This is a genomic window from Thalassococcus profundi (assembly GCF_003344785.1).
Classification (GTDB): domain Bacteria; phylum Pseudomonadota; class Alphaproteobacteria; order Rhodobacterales; family Rhodobacteraceae; genus Puniceibacterium; species Puniceibacterium profundi.
Window position 1 is genome coordinate 217,182 of sequence record NZ_QPMK01000002.1, and the last position, 16,946, is coordinate 234,127.

The 16,946-nt window shown below is 66.4% G+C and carries 16 protein-coding genes; 6 read left to right on the plus strand and 10 right to left on the minus strand.

Annotated elements, in window-relative coordinates; genetic code table 11:
• Positions 1-112 precede the first annotated feature (112 nt).
• Positions 113-439: a heat shock protein HspQ gene (gene hspQ / locus DU478_RS03420; RefSeq protein ID WP_114509530.1), complete on the plus strand. Its 327-nt coding sequence runs from the start codon at positions 113-115 to the stop codon at positions 437-439.
• A gap of 42 nt (positions 440-481) precedes the next feature.
• Here the strand turns inward: hspQ and DU478_RS03425 are convergent, their stop codons facing one another.
• The 5 genes from DU478_RS03425 to DU478_RS03445 form a co-directional block, all read right to left on the minus strand.
• Positions 482-1,525 carry a threonine aldolase family protein gene (locus DU478_RS03425; RefSeq protein WP_114509531.1) on the minus strand — a complete coding sequence of 348 codons (1,044 nt, stop codon included), beginning with the start codon at positions 1,523-1,525 and terminating at the stop codon, positions 482-484.
• Between the two features lie 15 nt (positions 1,526-1,540).
• On the minus strand, positions 1,541-2,014 hold the full coding sequence (locus DU478_RS03430) for a YcgN family cysteine cluster protein (protein ID WP_114509532.1): 474 nt from the start codon (positions 2,012-2,014) through the stop codon (positions 1,541-1,543).
• Positions 2,011-2,943 (minus strand): bifunctional riboflavin kinase/FAD synthetase, encoded by a 933-nt coding sequence (locus DU478_RS03435; RefSeq protein ID WP_114509533.1) that lies wholly within the window; start codon positions 2,941-2,943, stop codon positions 2,011-2,013. The genes DU478_RS03430 and DU478_RS03435 overlap by 4 nt, the downstream gene beginning before the upstream one ends.
• Before the next feature lie 210 nt (positions 2,944-3,153).
• A complete protein-coding gene (locus DU478_RS03440) occupies positions 3,154-3,597 on the minus strand; it encodes a MaoC family dehydratase (RefSeq protein ID WP_114509534.1) in 444 nt (147 codons plus the stop codon).
• A 232-nt stretch (positions 3,598-3,829) separates the two neighbouring features.
• Positions 3,830-4,702: a TIGR01459 family HAD-type hydrolase gene (locus tag DU478_RS03445; RefSeq protein ID WP_114509535.1), complete on the minus strand. Its 873-nt coding sequence runs from the start codon at positions 4,700-4,702 to the stop codon at positions 3,830-3,832.
• A 152-nt stretch (positions 4,703-4,854) separates the two neighbouring features.
• On the opposite strand from DU478_RS03445, the gene DU478_RS03450 reads away from it, so the two are divergent.
• Together DU478_RS03450 and DU478_RS03455 are read left to right on the plus strand one after the other, a co-directional pair.
• Complete coding sequence (locus DU478_RS03450; protein WP_114509536.1) at positions 4,855-5,364, plus strand: methanogen output domain 1-containing protein; 510 nt, start codon at positions 4,855-4,857, stop codon at positions 5,362-5,364.
• Positions 5,348-6,586 (plus strand): sensor histidine kinase, encoded by a 1,239-nt coding sequence (locus tag DU478_RS03455; RefSeq protein ID WP_114509537.1) that lies wholly within the window; start codon positions 5,348-5,350, stop codon positions 6,584-6,586. Before DU478_RS03450 ends, DU478_RS03455 begins: the two co-directional genes overlap by 17 nt.
• Here DU478_RS03455 and DU478_RS03460 read toward each other — a convergent pair.
• Positions 6,576-7,496: a manganese-dependent inorganic pyrophosphatase gene (locus DU478_RS03460; protein WP_114509538.1), complete on the minus strand. Its 921-nt coding sequence runs from the start codon at positions 7,494-7,496 to the stop codon at positions 6,576-6,578. The two genes, DU478_RS03455 and DU478_RS03460, sit on opposite strands and share 11 nt — an antisense overlap.
• A 140-nt stretch (positions 7,497-7,636) precedes the next feature.
• On the minus strand, positions 7,637-9,166 hold the full coding sequence (locus DU478_RS03465; RefSeq protein ID WP_114509539.1) for a DUF2125 domain-containing protein: 1,530 nt from the start codon (positions 9,164-9,166) through the stop codon (positions 7,637-7,639).
• Between the two features lie 127 nt (positions 9,167-9,293).
• Here DU478_RS03465 and DU478_RS03470 point away from each other — a divergent pair, with 127 nt between their 5' ends.
• The 3 genes from DU478_RS03470 (at position 9,294) to DU478_RS03480 (ending at position 12,116) form a co-directional block, all read left to right on the plus strand.
• Positions 9,294-10,046, plus strand: coding sequence for an SDR family oxidoreductase (locus DU478_RS03470; protein WP_114509540.1), 753 nt, complete (start codon positions 9,294-9,296; stop codon positions 10,044-10,046).
• Positions 10,043-10,657 (plus strand): enoyl-CoA hydratase/isomerase family protein, encoded by a 615-nt coding sequence (locus DU478_RS03475; RefSeq protein ID WP_114509541.1) that lies wholly within the window; start codon positions 10,043-10,045, stop codon positions 10,655-10,657. Before DU478_RS03470 ends, DU478_RS03475 begins: the two co-directional genes overlap by 4 nt.
• 64 nt (positions 10,658-10,721) lie before the next feature.
• The gene (locus DU478_RS03480; RefSeq protein ID WP_114509542.1) at positions 10,722-12,116 is read left to right on the plus strand and encodes a hypothetical protein; all 1,395 of its coding nucleotides are present in this window, start codon (positions 10,722-10,724) and stop codon (positions 12,114-12,116) included.
• Here DU478_RS03480 and DU478_RS03485 read toward each other — a convergent pair.
• The 3 genes from DU478_RS03485 to DU478_RS03495 all read right to left on the minus strand — a co-directional run bounded on the left by DU478_RS03485 (position 12,113) and on the right by DU478_RS03495 (position 16,943).
• Positions 12,113-15,160 (minus strand): efflux RND transporter permease subunit, encoded by a 3,048-nt coding sequence (locus DU478_RS03485; RefSeq protein WP_114509543.1) that lies wholly within the window; start codon positions 15,158-15,160, stop codon positions 12,113-12,115. The two genes, DU478_RS03480 and DU478_RS03485, sit on opposite strands and share 4 nt — an antisense overlap.
• Before the next feature lie 4 nt (positions 15,161-15,164).
• Positions 15,165-16,211 (minus strand): efflux RND transporter periplasmic adaptor subunit, encoded by a 1,047-nt coding sequence (locus DU478_RS03490; RefSeq protein WP_114509544.1) that lies wholly within the window; start codon positions 16,209-16,211, stop codon positions 15,165-15,167.
• 138 nt (positions 16,212-16,349) lie between these two features.
• The gene (locus tag DU478_RS03495) at positions 16,350-16,943 is read right to left on the minus strand and encodes an Isoquinoline 1-oxidoreductase subunit (RefSeq protein ID WP_114509545.1); all 594 of its coding nucleotides are present in this window, start codon (positions 16,941-16,943) and stop codon (positions 16,350-16,352) included.
• Positions 16,944-16,946: the final 3 nt, after the last annotated feature.

The window sequence follows — 16,946 nt, forward strand, 5'->3', positions numbered from 1 at the left end:
GCCACTGTGCCGTGCAGGTTCACAGAGTGTTTCCTCTGAATTATGTCCAAAAGTTGGACAACCGGCCATTGAAAGGTCTAAAACGGGGCTGTAGGGGCTCGAAATGATGAATATGCACAGTCAGCGCGCGAAATATCACCTCGGCCAGGTTGTCCGGCACCGCAAACATCCCTTTCGGGGTGTGGTCTTTGACGTCGACCCGGAATTCAACAATACCGAGGAGTGGTACGAGGCGATCCCCGAGGACAGCCGCCCGTCGAAAGAGCAGCCGTTCTATCATCTGCTGGCCGAGAACGATCAGAGCTTTTACGTGGCCTATGTGTCCGAACAAAACCTCGTCGCCGACTATTCCGGCGAACCGGTGGACCATCCGGACATCCCGGATCTCTTCGGCGCGTTCCACGACGGCAGCTACGAGCTTCATTTCCAGATGAACTGAGCCCATCGGGCGTAGGGTGGGTTTTTCAACCCACCATCCGGCTCAGCCCGCACGCGCTAGGTCAACGAATGCCTTCACCGCCGCCGGGTCCAGCGACCAGTCGCAGACCAGCCGCGCGGTGAGCATCTCGTCCGGGCCGTCGCCGTCGAGACTGTCCCCCCACAGGTGATACTGCGCCCCTCCCGCCAAAAGCCGCTTGTGCACCGCCCGCGGCATCGCGGCGAAGAGCATGTTCGCGCGTGCATCATTGCGCGGCTCGGCGATACCTTTCAGCCCGTCCACCAACTCTGCGCAGCGCGCATTGGCCCGCTCGGCGAGGTCGCGCCACAGGTCGTCCTGCAGATAGGCCGCCATCTGAGCCGCCAGGTAGCGGTGCTTGGAGAAAAGCTGCGCCCCGCGCTTGCGGCGGTAGCCGAAGGCCGCGGCCTTTGCCGGGTCGAAGAAGATCACCGCCTCGACCCCCATCAGCCCGTTCTTGGTGCCGCCGAAGACGGCGACATCGACGCCTGCCTTCCAAGTCATCTCGGCCGGGGTGCAGCCCAGCGCCACGCAGGCATTGGCGAACCGCGCGCCATCGAGATGCACCGGCAGGCCGAACTCCGACGCCACCGCCGTCAGGGCGCGCAGATCGTCAAGGCCGTAGACATTGCCGTATTCCGTCACCTGCGTCAGCGACACCGGCCCGCGCTGCGGTCCGTGCACGCCGCGGGTCTCTTCGCCAAGGATCGTGGCGCGCAATGCGTCGGGCGACATCCGGTCCGATCCGGGCACCAGCGTCAGCTTCGCCCCGCCGGTGAAGAACTCGGGCGCGTTGCATTCGTCCATGTGGATATGCGCCTGCGGCGAACAGAACACCGTCTGAAAGGGCTGGCACAGGGTCGAGAGCGCCAGCACGTTCGCCGCCGTTCCGGTCGCCACCAGGAACACCTCGGCCTCGGGCGCCTCGAACAGCGCGCGCAACCGCGCCGTGACCTCCTGGCTCAGCGCGTCGGCGCCATAGGCATCGGCATGGCCGGCATTGGCCGTGGCCAGACGATCCAGAACCTGGGGCGGCACCGGGCCGCCGTTGTCGGATGCGAAGTACATGGGCTCTCCTGCGTCTCAGACCGGCTCTTCGATGATGTGGTCTTCCCAGTCGTCCTCGTCGACCTCGAACTCTGCGACGGTGCGGTGCTGCATCGACACGCCCGCCGCGTGCACCGTGTCTGGCGTGCCCGAGATCAGCGGATGCCAGTCGTAAAGCGGCTTGCCCTCCCACAGCAGCCGGTAGGCGCAGGTGGCGGGCATCCAGTAGGCGTGATCGTCGATGTTGGAGGGTTTCAGGACGATGCATTCCGGCACGAACTGGTGACGGATATCGTATTGCGCGCAGCGGCAGGTGGTGTCGTCGAACAGGCGGCAGGCCACGCGGGTCAGCTCCACCTGCCCGGTGTCTTCGTCCTCGAGCTTGTTGAGGCAGCATTTGCCGCAGCCGTCGCAGAGCGCCTCCCACTCGGTCGGGCTCATCTTCGACAGCGGCTTGCGCTCCCAGAACCGCGGCGCGAGGCCGGTGCGGGGGATCGGATCGTCGCTCATGATGCGCTCAGGATCTCGCGCGCGCGGGCGCAATCCGCTTCCATCTGCGCGATCAGCGCGTCGAGGCTGTCGAATTTCTCTTCCGGCCGCAGGAAGTCGACCAGGGCCACCGACAGCGTGGTGCCGTAAAGATCGCCCTTGAAGTCGAAGAGGAAGGTTTCGAGGTTCGCGCGGTTTTCGCCGAACATCGGCCGCACGCCGATCGAAGCCGCACCGTGATAGGTGCCCCGATGCGGCCCCTCGGTCACGTCCACGAGTACGGCATAGACGCCAAAGCGCGGCGGATGCAGCCCGTCGATGGACATGTTGGCGGTGGGAAAGCCCAGCTCGCGCCCGCGCTGTTCTCCGCCGATCACCGGGCCTTCGATGCGGTGCCAATGGCCCAGCTGTGCCGCGGCATCCCGCGGCCGGCCGTCGCTCAGCGCCTCCCGGATCGAGGTCGAACTCACCTGCCCGCCCTCGCCTTCGACCAGTTCGGCCACGGTCACGCCAAAGCCCATCTCCCTGCCGAACCCCTGCAAATCCGAAACCGTGCCGGCACGGCCCTTGCCGAAGCAGAAATCCGCCCCCACGACGACGTGGCGCAGACCCAGCCCGTCGGTGATGACCCTCTGCGCGAAGTCGCGCGGGGTCAGGGCCGCCAAGGCCGCGTTGAAGGGCAGCTCGTACAACCGCTCGACCCCCAGCTTGGCCAGCCGCGACGCCCGCGCCTCGCGCCCCATCAGACGGAAGGGCGGCGCTTCGGGTGCAAAGACCTGGCGCGGGTGCGGCTCGAAGGTCAGCACGCCCAGCGGTGCATCGGGCATCGCCGCGCGCGCCTGCCGGATCACCGCTTGGTGGCCGATATGCACGCCATCGAAGTTGCCGATCGCGGCGCTGGCGCCCCGGTCCTGCGCTTCGACGAAATGGTAATCCCGAACGATCCTCATGCGCCGCAGCGTTAGCGCCTCCGGCGACCCGGCACAAGAAGATGGCCCGCTTCTGTGGTCTCAAAATGCAGCGGGCTGTTGGGCTGTGTTCGCTCCGGCGGAGGCCGCGGGCGAAAGGGTGGGGCTTGAGGACTGCGCGTGCAGGACTCCGCAGAAACGCGTGGCGTTTCCGCTCTGTCCTGCCAAGCGCGTTTCCACTGGAAACGCGCTTTAATCGAACTTCCTGGACGGGGCGAGCACCACGGCCTCGCCGATCAGCACCTTCTTGCCATCGACGGCACAGTGGCAATCCAGCTTCACCCGGCGTTTGGCCATGTCGATATCGACGACCTTGACCTCGGCATAGACCATGTCGCCCGGGCGCACGGGAGCCAGGAACTTCAGCGTCTGACCCATGTAGACCGTGCCGTGGCCCGGCAGCTGTTCCCCGATCACGGCAGAGATCAGCCCGGCGGTCAGCATGCCATGGGCGATGCGTCCTTCGAAAATCGTGTCCTGGGCATAGTCCTCGTCCAGATGCACAGGATTGCGGTCGGTCGAGACCTCGGCAAACAGTTCGATGTCGCGATCCGTCACCTCTTTGCGCAGGTACCGGGTCATCCCCATCTCGATATCCTCGATGCAGATGGTCCCGCGCGGCAGGTTGTCGAACATGTCAGCCTCCATGATGATCGGCCCGGTAATAAATAGCCGGGCACATGCCCGCTTCAAGCAACTTTATTACTTCGCAGGCGCAGAAAATCAAGTGCTACTTACGGACAGACGCCAATAGCGCGGGTTTCATGGCCGTTTTGTCGCAGGATGCACGGCGCACCCGCAAAGCGTGACCGAACCGGGCAGGCAATGACCACCCGCCGGCCCCCGAATCCCACCCGTGCAGGGGACGTTACCGCAGAAAACCCATGGCGAAGGAGGGGTACACGCCTTCGGCCGCAAGATACGCCGTCAGCGCATCGGGCTCGGGCTGGTCGGTCGTGCGGGTCTCGGCGGCGGCGAGTCCGCCGGTGATGAAGAGCGAGTCGACGTCCTCGCCGACGGCCCCTGCGATGTCGGTATGCACACCGTCGCCGATGGCCAGGATGCCCGCGCTCTCCACCTCCCGGCCCAGCGCCGCCAGCCTGCGGCGCGCCAGATCGTAGATCGGCGGATGCGGCTTGCCGAAATAGAGGCTCTCGCCGCCCATCTCGGTATAAAGCCGCGCCAGCGCCCCGGCGCACCATTCCCGCGCGCCGCCGCGGTCCACGACGATATCCGGGTTGGCGCAGAGCAGCTTCAGCCCGCGCTGTTTGGCCAACAGGAACTGCGGGCGATAGTGCTCCGGGTCGGCGTGCGGATCCTCGGGTCCGCAGCAGACGATGCCCTGCGCGTCGTCCAGCGGCACCTGGGTTATCTCGACAGGGTCCTCGACCACCTGCAGCGGATGAAAGAACCCCTGGTCGTGCGGCTGGCCGACGAACCAGACCTTTTCGCCCACCGCCCCGGTGAACATCGCCGCCCGCGCGGCATCGCCGCTGGTGGCGATGGTGTCCCAGGCGTCCTCGGCCACGCCGAAGCGCGCCAGCTGTTTCTCGACATTGACGCGCGGCTGCGGAGAATTCGTCACCAGCACCACCGTGCCGCCGCTTCGGCGATACGCCTGCAAGGCTGACACCGCTGACGGGATCGCCTTGACCCCGTCGTGCACGCAGCCCCAAAGGTCGACGAAAAGCGCGTCGTAACGGGCGGAAATCTCGGACAGGGACTGGATCAGCTGGGTCATCGGGGATCTTTCGCAGGCTTCGCAATGCCCCTGATATGCCCTGCTCGTGCGCGCTTGACCACAGGCGCTTTTCCTGTGCCGGCTCAGGCGGCGTTAACAGGCTGCCAATCTTTTCGCGGCAGAGTTTGTCCGAGCGAAGGGAAAGGTCCGCAATGAACGAACACACGAATGTCTTTGCCTGCGCGCCAATCGAGCGCAACCGCGACCAATTCCTGCGCGAATTGCTGCGCGAACTCTCGGCCGTACTCGAGAACACGGTCGGCCTCGACGAGGCGGAGGGATTCATTTCGCTGGTCGGCGCGCGGGTGGGCGAGATGATGAACGGCGAATATCGCGGCGCCGCGGGGCAAAGCCCGCTGACGCTGGAACAGGTCGCCGATGCGCTGGTCGATCTGAAACGCCGGATCGGCGGCGGTTTTTCGGTCGAAAGCCTGGACGAAAGCGGCATCACCCTCGTGAACACCGCCTGCCCCTTCGGCGCCTACGTCCGCGACCGGGTGTCCCTGTGCATGATGACCTCGAACGTCTTTGGCAGAATCGCGGCGGACAACCTGGGCTACGCGAACGTCGCCCTGGAACAGACTCTCGCCCGCGGCGATCCGGGCTGCCGGGTCGTCATCCGTTTCGACACCACCGGCAGCGGTCGTGACTATTTCGGATAGCCCCCAGGCAGCGCGCGTTCGGACCGACGCCGTCTTTGCCGCGCTGCGCCGGTCTGCGCTGATTCTCGACCGGGACGGCTGCGTGCTGGCGGCGAACCCGGCGGCGAAACGGATGTTCGGCGCGCAGCTTTCGCAGGCGGGGCGGCACGGACCGCATCTGGACGCGCTGTTCGAGGGGCCGCGCGACGGCCTGGCCCGCGACCTGCGCGCCGGTGCTTCGTTGGGCTTCATGACGCTGACGCACAAGGGCGTATCGGGAAAGGAACCGCGAACCCGCAGGTTTCAGGTCTCTGGCCTGCGCGGCGAGGCTGGACAGAACAACCAGTTCCTGATGGTCGAAACCCGGGCCGAACAGGTCAGCGGAAAGTTCCACGCGCTCAACCGCCAGCTTCATATCGCCAACAAGCGGGTCGAGATGCAGCGCAGGACGCTGGACGAACTGTCCAGCAGCTACGAGGAACTTGATCGCTTCAGCGCCTTCGCTGCCCACGACTTGCAGGCACCGCTGCGCGGCATTTCGAACTGGCTGCGGTTCCTGCGCGAGGATTTCGCAGATCTTCTCCCGCCCGACGGGGTGGAGTGCCTCGAGATGGCCGAAGGATCTGCCAACCGCCTGGGCGCCCTTATCTCGTCGCTGCTGACGCTGTCCCGGTCGGACCACGCCGAAATGCACCGCACCGAAGTGTCCTTGCCCACATTGATCGGCGAGGTCACCGCAACCCTCGCCGCGGATATCGCCGATACCGGCGCGCGGGTGATCAGGGAGGCCGGCCTGGGCACATTGCGGGCCGACCGCGATCTGTTGCTGCTGCTGTTGCAGAACCTCATCGGCAATGCGCTGCGGTACCGCAGCCCCGACCGGGCGCCGGTCGTGCGGATCACGCGCACCCCGACCGAAGACGGCGGCGAAGAGATTGCGGTGATCGACAACGGCCGCGGTTTCGAGAACGGCTACGCCGAACAGATCCTCAAGCCATTCCAGAGGCTGTATTCGGCATCGGAAATCCCCGGCAGCGGCATCGGCCTCGCGATCTGCGCCAACATTTGCGACCGTCACGGCTGGCGGCTGAGCGCGGCGGGCGTGCCGGACGTCGGCGCGACCTTCCGCATTTCTATGCCCGCGGCCCGGCAATCGGACCGCGAAGCGGCTGCACGGGCGCCGAACGCCTCCTGCATTCCGCGCCAGCCCCGCAGGGATGCCTCCCGGCCAATCAGACCTTGAGGTTCGGGATGATCTGCTTCTTGCGGCTCATCACGCCGGGCAGGACCACGATGTCGCCCTCGACCACGGCGCCAAAGCTCTTTTCGGCCACGCCCTTGACCATGTCGTTGGGCACCAGCAGCGTCGCCTCTTCCTTGAGGATGTCGACGACGAACAGCAGAACCTGGTCGGCGCCGTCCTCTTTCGCCACATCCTCCATCGACTTCATCAGGCTGTCCTTGCGGTCCAGCACGGTCTGCGGCGCGGTGGTCTCGAGCACAGAGACGCGGAATTCCTTGCCGTCGACGGTATATTCCTTGGAGTCCATGCGCAGCAGTTCGGCATCCGAAAACGCCGACACATCGGATTTCGCCGCGAACATCTCGGCGGCGTAGCTTTCGATATCGACGCCCAGATCCTTGGCCAGCCCGTGGGCGATGGCCTTGTCTTCCTGCGTGGTGGTCGGCGAGCGGAATTCGAGCGTGTCGGACAAGATGCAGGTCAGCATCGCGCCCTTGATGCTCTTCGGCGCCTGGGCGAGGTCGTCGCCGATCATCTTCCACATGATCGTGGCGGTGCAGGCGAGCGGTTCGATGCGGATGTCGATCGGGCCCTTGGTCTCCAGCCCGCCGACCAGCTTGTGATGGTCAATGATGCCCCGAATATCGGCCTCGTTGATGTTGTCGGGCAGTTCCGCCGGGTTGTTGGTGTCGACGATCACCACCGGCGCGCCGCTTTCGAGCTTGCCCAGAACGCGCGGCATGGTCAGGCCCCAGTGGTCCAGCATGAACTTGGCTTCGGTGTTGGGTTCGCCCAGCAGCACCGCCTCTGCCGGGGTGCCCTTGATCTCGGACAGGTACCAGGCCCAGATGATCGGGCTGCCGGTGCTGTCGGTGTCAGGGGATTTGTGGCCGAAAACCTGAATGGTCATGTGACTGTCCTCTTGTTCGAAATGGCGTTTTCGCGCGCCTTATAGGTCCGCACAAAGACAATGTCACCCCGCGTCGGCGGGGTCTTCAACACGGTTCGAAAGGGCGCGCGGCGCGCGCGATGCACGCCGCGCCCCAGTGGTCAGCGGATGCGCTGACCGTTGGCCAGAACGTGCCCCTGGTCATTGACCTCGATGGTGGATTCGAGCGCATCGTCCCCGGCCGGGACGGTGAACATGCTCATCATCATCCGCGCGCCCATCGCGTCCTCTTCGGCCAGAAGGCCCATGCCGATCAGCTTGTCGATCAGCGCATTGGCCCCGGTCAAAGACAAGTCGACCGACCCTTCGGGTTTGGGAAAGCCGTCGAAGGTCTCCCTGTCGCTGTTGTCGAAGGTGAAATCGCCCTCGCCGGTCAGCCGCGCCCCGACCGCCGCCACTTCGAGGCTTTCGAGCGTCAGCGCGTTGAGCTCCGCCGGCGGCTCGCCGCTGGTCTCGAGGTTCTCCATGGCCTGCGGGTCGAGGATATTGACGAAGGGCGTCGCCTCGCCGCTCAGCGCGATGGCGATGGTCGCCGGGTCGCGCGGCAGGTCGCCGTTCGGGTCGATCATGCCCCAAAGACTTTCCGAGGTCGTGAACCCGCCCAGCGTCAGGCCCAGGGCAAAGTCCTGCGGATCCTCGGAGGCGGCCACGGGCATGGCGATGTTGAAGCTCGACCGCTCCATCTGCCCGGTGATCGGAAACGGCACGTCGGGAGCGGTGATATTGACGTCAAGACCGGTGTTGCCAATCTCGTAGCTCAGCGCCTCGGGGCTGAGCGACACCGTAAGGCGGGCGCTGTCCGAGGACATCTTGCCGGTGGTGGTCTGCCCCTCTTCGGTGACGGTGAAATCGGTCTGGCCGTTCTCGTAGCTGATGCTGCCGTCGCCCGACAGGCCCGCGGCCATCATCGCCTCCATGTCGCTGGCGTCGAAATCCGCGGGGACAGAGCTGCTGCCCTCGAACCGCAGGTTGGCCATGCTGCCGGTGAACGACCCGGTGCCGCCGCTGTCGGGATCGGTGAACCCGAAATCGTAGGTCGCGCCGGCGGCCGTCATGGTCTGCGCGATCTCGCGCCCGTCGCCCGACGCCGCCGAGGTCGACTGCCCCACCAGGTCGCTGAGCGACAGGCTGCCGCGCGCCATGTCGCGGCTGACGGTTTCGCCGTCGACGACCAGCTCGCCCAAGGCGATCCGCAGGGTATCGGCGGTGTAGTCGTAGACCATGTCGTCCGGATCGCCGGACACGATCATTTCAAGCCCCGACTGTTCGTAGCTGAGCGCGGTGCTGACCTCTTCGCCTTCCGACCCGGTCATGTCGAAAACCATCGGCATCTCGGGCGGGAACGCGACAAGCACGCTGCCATCGCCGCGGTCGGTCAGAACGATCTCGTCCATCTGGATGCCAAAGCTGCCCTCTTCCTCGGGGATGTCCATCGCGATGGTCACGTCCGACACCACGAGGTCGGATCCGGTTTCGGTCTGGGTCGCCGTGACGGAATAGCCGAAGTTCTGCATGTATGCGCTCAGATCGTCCCAGACCTGCTGGGGCGTCACATCGGCCATCGCCGCCGGGGCCGAGACGGCCAGCAGGGCAACGGCGCTGGCGGCGGTTCTGGTGAAGCTCGACTGCATAATAAATCCTTTCGATTCCCAAACGAATTGGGCTCAGCATCATTCCGCAAACTAGTCCGGTCAAGGGGCTGGACCAGATCGATGTGAGGCTTTACCACCTGCTGCAAAGCAGCGAAGGAAGCAGGCCATGACGGATTTCAACGGCAAGACCGTGATGATCACCGGCGCCAGCCGCGGCATCGGTGCCTCGGCTGCGCGGCATTTCGCCGACGCGGGCGCGCGGGTGGCGCTGGTCGCCCGCAGTGCCGATGCCATCGCAGAGCTGGCGGGCGAGATCGGCCCGAACGCGGTCGCCATCCCCTGCGACATCTCGCGGTACTGGGAGGTCGAGCAGGCGGTCGAGAATTGCCTGACCGCCTTCGGCTCGCTCGACGTGCTGGTCAACAACGCCGGCGTGATCGAACCGATCTCGCACATGGCCACTGCCGATCCGGACGACTGGGGCACGGTCATTGACATCAACCTCAAGGGCGTGTTCCACGGCATGCGCGCCGCGCTGCCGGTGATGATCGAGGCGGGCGGCGGCACGATCCTGACCATCGGGTCGGGCGCCGCGCACGGCCCGGTCGAGGCCTGGTCGCACTACTGCGCGTCGAAGGCCGCGGCGCTGATGCTGACGCGCATGGCCGACAAGGAAAACCGCGACAAGGGCATCCGCGCCCTTTCGTTGTCGCCTGGCACCGTCGCCACCCAGATGCAACGCGAGATCAAGGCGTCGGGCGTGAACCCGGTCAGCCAGCTTGACTGGTCCGATCACATTCCGCCCGATTGGCCCGCCCGCGCGCTGCTTTGGATGTGCGGGCCCGAAGCCGACGACTGGCTGGGCGCCGAGATTTCCCTGCGCGACGAAGAGATTCGCAAAAAGGTCGGCCTCGCGTGATCGGCCTCGACCGCGCCGACGGCGTCTGGACGGTGACGCTAGACCGCCCCGACAAGGCCAATGCCCTGACCGAGGACATGTTGCGCCGCCTTGCAGAGATCGCCGAAGAGGCGCAGGAGGCGCGCGCTTTCGTGCTGACCGGCACCGGCCCGGTGTTCAGCGCCGGGGCCGATCTCGAGGCCGCCCGCGCCGGGCTGGCGCGCTCGCCGCTTTGGGAACGGCTCTCCGGCGCCATCGCGGCGCTGCCCTGCCTGTCCATCGCGGCGCTGAACGGCACGGCGGCGGGCGGATGCATGGGGATGGTCCTGGCCTGCGATCTGCGCGTCGCGGTGCCGTCGGCCAAGTTCTTCTACCCGGTGATGAAGCTCGGCTTCCTGCCGCAGCCATCGGATCCGGCGCGGCTGGTGGCGCTGGTCGGCCCGGCGCGGGCCAAGATGATCCTCGTGGCCGGTCAGAAGATCACGGCAGACGAAGCGCAGGCCTGGGGCCTTGTCGACCGCATCGCGGAACCCGAGGCGCTGATCGACACCGCGCTTTCGCTGGCCTCCGATGCCCGCGCGGCGACGCCCGAACATGCGGCAGCGGTCAAGGCGATGATCCCTGCCGGCTGAGCCGGACTTGCACCTCTCGGCCCAAGGGCGCACAACCCCCGCATTGGCCGGTGCGAGGATTACCATGGACAAACGCAGCTTTGCCTCCCCCCTGGCGGGACTGCTGCTCTGCGCCATCACCTTCCTGGTGATCTTCGACGAATGGGGCGTGATGGCCTGGACCGCGCCCGCCAAGCCGGTGTTGGTGCTGGCGGTGGTGGCGATCCTGACCGTGCAGGTGCCCCGGACCCGGCAGGCCTTCGTCGCCGTGGCCCTGGCGCTGACGCTGGCGCTGGCCCTGACCGATCCGGGCTGGACGGACGCGGTGCTGCGCGGACTGGGGTCGGCGGCATTCATTGCGGCCTTCTTCTCGGCGCTCTCGACATTGCGCAACGTCGCGCAGTCCTCTCCGGCGATCCAGGCGGCAGGCACCTTCCTGTCCGGCCAGAAGCCCGGCCGGCGCTACGTCGCGCTGACCGTCGGCGGGCAGATGTTCGCGCTGCTGCTGAACTACGGCGCGATCCAGTTGCTGGGGTCGCTGGCGCTGACCAACGCCCGGACCGAACCCAATGCTGAAATCCGCGGCCACCGCATCCGCCGCATGCTGCTGGCGATCCAGCGCGCCTTCATCTCGACCCTGCCGTGGTCGCCGCTGTCCTTTGCCATGGCGATCACGATCAGCGTCGTACCCGGCAGCAGCTGGGCACAGGCGCTGGTCCCGGGGCTCGTCACCTCGGCACTGCTGGCGGGGATCGGCTGGGCGCTCGACACGATCTTCAAACCACGGCTGAGCGTGCCGGCGCCGCGCAGCGAACCGGAGGGCACCTGGGCCACGATGGTGCCGCTGCTGGTGCTGCTGGGCGTGCTGGTCGCGGGCGTGGTCACGCTGCACGAGCTGACCTCGGTTCGCATCGTCGGGCTGGTGGCGGTACTGGTGCCGCTGATCGCTCTTGCGTGGCTGGTGATCCAGAACCGGGAGGGCGCCCCGCTGGCCGACACCGGGCAAAGGGTGCGCGACTACGTGCTGCGCGAATTGCCGGGCTATCGCGGTGAGTTGGTGCTGCTGATGATGGCGGGATACATCGGCACCATAGGGTCGCGGCTGCTGGGGCCGCTGATGGTGCAGGCGGGGCTCGACCTTGGCGGCATCCCGCCCTGGCTGATCCTCGTCTCCTTCGTCTGGATCATCCCGGCGGCGGGCCAGATCGGCATGAACCCAATCCTCGCCGTCACCCTGCTGGCCCCGCTCATCCCGGATGCGGCGAGCCTCGGCGTCACGCCCATCGCCATCGTCGCTGGGATCACCGCGGGCTGGGCGCTGAGCGGCGCAAGCTCGCCCTTCACCGCGACGACGCTGCTCATCGGCAGCTTCGGCAGCATCAGCGCCCTGCGCGTGGGCTGGGTCTGGAACGGCGTCTACACCGGGCTTTGCGCCGTGGTGCTGTCGGGCTGGGTGCTGGTCTACGCCTTCCTGTTCTAGGCCGGAGCCGCCGCTGCCGCCTTTTCCGCGCTGCGCTTGAGGAACAGCGAATAAAGCACCGGTGCCGCGATCAGCGTGAGGATGGTGGCAAAGGCCAGCCCGCCCATGATCGTCACCGCCATGCTGGCAAAGAACGCATCCGACAAGAGCGGGATCATCCCCAGGATCGTCGTCGCCGCCGCCAGCAGAACCGGGCGGACACGGCTGACGCAGGCATCGACCACCGCCTGGGTGAACTCCACCCCCTCGGCGCGGACAAGGTCGATTTCCTCGACGAGCACGATGCCGTTCTTGATCAGCATGCCCGACAGGCTGAGCAAGCCCAGAAGCGCCGTGAAGGTGAAGGGCAGCCCGGTGCCGAGAAGCCCGATCGCCACGCCGTTGACCGACATCGGCACCAGCAGCCAGATCACCAGCGGCTGACGGAGCCTGCCGAACAGGAAGATCGAGATCAGCACCATCACCAGGAAGCTGAGCGGCAGCTGCTGGCCAAGGCTCGCCTGCGCCTCGGTCGAATTCTCATATTCGCCGCCCCATTCGAAGCCGTAGCCCACCGGCAGGTCCATCGCCTCGACCGCGCCGCGGATCTCGGAATGCACCTGTGCGGCAGTGACATCGGCCGGGATGCCCGCCTCGACCGTGATCGTGGGCAGGCGGTCGCGGCGGTGGATCAGCGTGTCCTGCGGGACATGGCGGAATCCGTCGATGACCTGTTCGAGCGGCACAAAGGCCTCGGCGGCATCGGAATAGACCACCTGGCTGATAAGATCCGCCTCGTCCGGCTGTTCGCGCACGATGATCGGGATCAGACGCTCGCCCTCGCGGTATTCGCCGGCGCGGGTGCCGTCGGTGGCGAACTGCAGCACGTCGGCGATGTCCTGGCGTTCGATCCCCGCGGTCTGCGCCCGTTCGGTGGCAAAGATCGGCTGCATCACCAGCTCCTGCTCGCGCCAGTTGGTGCGCAGGTGGCGCAGGTTGTCGGACGCGTCGGACATGCGCGCCGCAGCCTCTTCGGCCAGCTGGCGCAGCACCACCGGATCGGGGCCGCTGAACCGCGCCGCGATGGGGGCGCCGCCGCCGGGGCCGAAGACCAGCCGTTCGGTGCGGAAGAGCCCCGCAGGCAGCGCCTCGGCGGCAAAGTCGATCAGGTCCTGCCGCAGCGCCGGGATCTCTTCGATCGTTTCGGTGCGGATGATCAGCAGGCCATAGCCCGGGTTGGCCTCTTCGGGGCCGTAGGTCAGCATGAAGCGCGTTGCGCCCTGGCCGATGAAACTGGCGACCGACACCGCGTCCTCGCGCTCGGCCAGCCACGCCTCGACCTTGGCCAGCTCGTCTGCCGTCTGGTGGATCGGCGTGCCCTGCGGCAGGGTCAGATGCGCGTAAAAGAGCGGCGTGTTCGAATTGGGAAAGAACTGCTGGCTGATCAGGCCAAAGCCGATGTAGCAGGCGACCGTCACGCCGATCAGCGCCGCCACCACAAGCAGCCGCACCCGCAGCGCACCGCGCAGGATCGCCGCATAGGCGCGGAAGAAAGACCCGCCGTAGGCGTCGTGCTGTCCGTCGCCGCTGCCGACCTTGAAGAGGTAATGCCCCAGAAGCGGCGTCGCGGTGATCGCAAGCACCCAGCTCAGCAGCAGCGAGATACCGATGACCGCGAACAGCGAGAACAGGAACTCGCCGGTGGCATCCGGGCTGAGCCCGATGCCCGCAAAGGCCATTATGCCGATCACAGTGGCCCCCAGCAGCGGGATCTGCGTCTTGCCGCCGACGTCGTCGGCGGCATCGCGCGACTTCATCCCCTGGGCCATCTTGATCTGCATGCCCTCGGCCACGACGATGGCGTTGTCGACCAGCATGCCCATGGCGATGATCAGCGCGCCAAGCGAAATCCGCTCCATCTCGATGGCGAAGATCGCCATGAAGAAAAGCGTCCCCACCACCGTCAGCAGCAGGGTCGTGCCCACCACCACCGCGGCGCGCCAGCCCATGGCGACGGCCAGCACCAGCACCACGATGGCCACCGACATGGCCAGGTTCACGAGAAAGGCGTTGCTGGCCTCGTCGACGACCTCGTGCTGCTGGTAGATCGGCATAAGCTCGACCCCCACGGGGATCTCGTCCTCGAGCGCGGCCAAGCGCGCGTCGACGCGCTGGCCGACCTCGACGATGTTCTCGCTCGACAGCCCCGCCACGCCGAGCGTGAACGCCTCCTGTCCGTTGAAGCGGATGATCTGCTGCGGATAGGCCTCGCGTTCGCGCACCACCTGGGCGATGTCGAACAGGTTCACCACCTCGCCGCCGACGCCGATGGACAGGCCCGCGATGTCGTCGACGCTGTCGGTGCCTTCGGGCGCTTGGATGTCGATGCGGCGGCCCTCGCGTTGGACCGACCCGGCCTGACTGACCATGTTGGCGTCGCTGACGGCCTGGGCGATGACGCCCGGCGGCACGCCAAGGTTGTAGGTCAGTGCCAGCGACGGTTCGACAAAGATCGCCTCGGGCGGCAGGCCCTGCGTTTCCACGTCGGCCACACCGTCCACGGCCAGCAGCTCGCGGCGCAGGAATGTGGCGATGCGGTGTTTCTCGGCGTCCGAAAAGCCTTCGGCGGTGATCGCGTAGAAGATGCCGAAGACGTCGCCGAAGCTGTCGTTGACCAGCGGCTCCTGCGCGCCCGCGGGCAAGTCGCGTGCGGCGTCCCGGATGCGGGCGCGCAGCTTGGTCCAGATCGCGGGCAGTTCGTCGCCGCCGAAGGTGGACTTGATCTCCACGTTGATGGTCGACAGACCGGGGCGGTTGGTGGAGCGGATCGTGTCGACCTCGCCCATCTGCTGGATCGCGGATTCCAGCGGCTCCGACACTTCGACCGCCACCTGCGCCGCAGACGCGCCGGGGTATCGGGTCACAACCACGGCTTCCTTGATGGTAAAGGCCGGGTCTTCCAGCCGACCCACGTCGAAGAACCCCCAGACGCCGCCCAGCAGGCAGCCCAGCATCAGGATCCAGGTGAGCAGCGATTTCTCGATGGACGCGCGCGCGATGCCCATGGGATCAATCTCCGAAGCCGGTAAAGCGGCGCACCGCCTGACCGTCGCTCAGCCGGTTGGCCCCGGCGACGACGATTTCCAGCGGCTCCTGCGGCGGCTCTGCCAGGGTCAGACTGCCGTCCTCTTCGGTATTGAGCGTGACCGGCATCCGGCGAATCGTGCCGGTGTCGTCACCATTCGGCTCGAACACCATGACATAGGCCTGCCGGTCCGCCCCGAACACAACGGCCGAGGCGGGCAAGGGCACGATGGCGTCTTCGCGCGGCTGCACCGCGATCACCGTGGCCGAGGCACCGGGGATGATCGTCGGATCCGCGGAGCCGTTGTTCAGCGCCAGTGTCACCGTGTAGGTCTGCCCCACCGACGAGGTCTGCGCCTGGAATTCGCGGATGCTCAGCGGGATCGACCCGTCGCGGCCCGGAAAGATCGCGCTCAGTTCCAGCGCGTCGGGGTCCTTCGCGCGCCGAAACAGGATTTCCGGCACGTCGATCTCGATCCGGGTTTCGGACATGTCGTGTAGGCGCACCACCGGGGTTCCGGCGCTGACGGTCGAGAAATTCGCCACCAGCCGTTCCGCCACCAGCGCGTCGAAAGGCGCTTCGAGCGTTGCGCGCTCCAGCGCCAGTTCCGCGTCGCGGACGGCGATCTGCGCCAGGTTGGCGGCGGTCTGCGCGTCTTCGAGCGACGCCTCGGACACCGCGGCGCGGCTCAGTGCCTGCTGGCGGTCCAGGCGCCGGTCGGCCTGCTGCTTTTCCAGCTGCGCCTGTTCCAGCCGCAGTTCGAACGGTTCGAGATCCAGTTGCGCAATGAGCCCGCCCGCGGTCAGCCGTTCGCCTTCGATCACCGGCAGCTCGACCACCTGACCGGCCACCTGGAACGCCAGATCGACGGTCTGGCGCGCCACGACCTGGCCGAAGAATTCACGCTCCATGGCGTTCTGTTCGGTGGCCAGGGTCATCAGCTTGACCGGCCGCGGCGCTTGATCCTGCGCGGCGAGCGCTGCGGGAAGGCACGACAGGATGAGAAGGATCGAAAGGGCAAGACGGGTCATGAACGCCTCCGGCGACACCAACCGCGCGGCACGACCCGCAGCGGCAAATTTCTAAACTGTTCGGTTCAGATTAATCACAGAAAGGGCAGCGGCACAAGACGTGCCGCTGCCCGAAATAAATGCGTTTTTTGAAAGGGTCTAGGCGTCAGGGCACATGGCGCCCGTGTCGATCCAGCTTTGCGTCAGCTCGCCCAGGATTTCCTGCGTTCCCGGCGCCGGGGTGCGGCCTTCGCCCGGTTCCCAACCCCAACCGACAAGCCCGTCTTCGGCCATGTGTTCATGCAACGCGGCAAGGTCCTTGCCGCCGTTGCGCTCGGGATCCTTGATCTGCGCGCAGATCTCGGCGGGCGATTTGCCGACCCAAGCCATTTCCACCGGCGCCAGCTGCCAGGGAGAATGGCCGGGAATCGACCCTTCGCCGGTGACGAAGGCAACGTTCTCGGACCCGTGGCAGGTGGTGCAATACATGCCCGGCGCGCCGAAATCGGCCTCACCGCGGATCACCGGCGGCATGTGCGGCTGCATCTCGTCACCCTGCAGGGGGGTATCCCCGGCGGGATGACAGTTGAGACAGCGCGGATGTTCGATCACCTTCAGCATCTCTTCGAAGAGCGCGACCGACCGCGCCTCTTCCTCTGCGATGCCGTCGAATTCATCGACGGTCTTCAGGCCGTTCACGGTCTCGGCCACGGCGGGGGTGACCATCAGCATCAGGGCTATCAGAAAACGCATGGA